The organism is Paracoccus marinus (genome assembly GCF_007018965.1).
Classification (GTDB): Bacteria; Pseudomonadota; Alphaproteobacteria; order Rhodobacterales; family Rhodobacteraceae; genus Paracoccus; species Paracoccus marinus.
In genome coordinates this window covers 1-995 of sequence record NZ_VJYZ01000006.1, presented here as the reverse complement: position 1 = coordinate 995, position 995 = coordinate 1, and the positions used below count along the sequence as shown (strand labels likewise).

The 995-nt window shown below is 64.6% G+C and carries 1 pseudogene; it reads right to left on the bottom strand.

Annotated features, from left to right (window positions below):
- Window positions 1-910: pseudogene (locus FNF32_RS15530) on the bottom strand (IS630 family transposase); the annotation flags it as partial.
- Window positions 911-995 lie beyond the last annotated feature (85 nt).

The window sequence follows — 995 nt, the reverse complement described above, 5'->3', positions numbered from 1 at the left end:
CAGATGTTCTCGACCGGGTTCAGCTCCGGTGCATAGGGCGGGAGCGTCACGATGGTGATGTTGTCGGGGATGCGCAGGGCGCTGGAGCCATGCCAGCCGGCGCCGTCCATCACGAGCACGGCGTGGGCGCCCGGCGCGACGGTTTTTGCAATCTCTCCGAGATGGGCGTTCATGGCCGAGGTGTCGGCGCGCGGCATGACCAGGGCCGCAGTTGTGGCGCGCGCCGGGCAGACGGCGCCGAAGATATAGGCCCATGTGTAGCGGGTGTCGCGTGGCGCGCGGGGGCGGGTTCCGCGCTCAGCCCAGGTCCGGGTGAGCGTCCCCTGCTGGCCCACTCTGGCCTCGTCCTGGTACCACACTTCCAATGGCTTGCCGCATGCTGCCTCTGGCAGGGCGGCGTTCACCGTAGCGGCAAAGTTTTTTTGAATGCCTCTTGCGCCAAGGGGTCGGACCTGGGGTGCTGGGGGCGCACTGAAAGGCGGCGAAAGCCGAGGGCCGCCAGTTGTTTGCCAACCGTCCGCTCGTGCATGACCACGCCAAAGCGGTCCTCGATCTTGCGCTTGAGATCGACGCAGCGCCAGCGCACCACCCCATCGGCCTCAAGGTCAGGCCCTTCCCGGACCATCCGAGCCAGTTCCACCTTCTGCTCAGGGTTCAGGAGCGGCGTCGGACCCGCCGCATAGCGGTTCGACAGACCGGCAATCCCGTCGGCATTGTAGCGATGAACCCAATCGCGCAGGGTTTGCCGATCCATGCCGCAGGCCTCAGCTGCCGTCCTGCGATCTGTCCCATCCAGAACAAGAGCAATCGCCAGCATCCGCCGCGCCGCCTTCGCATCCTTTGTGCGAGCCGCCGTCGTCCGAAGTTCGCTTGCCGACATATCCGTGCGCGTGATCTCAACCGCCATCAAAGCCTCCATCCCTCGAGACCCATGATTCAGATTTTCAGGGCGAAGGGAATCCCAAGCGAGTCAGAAATCAAGGCGATTGGTATTA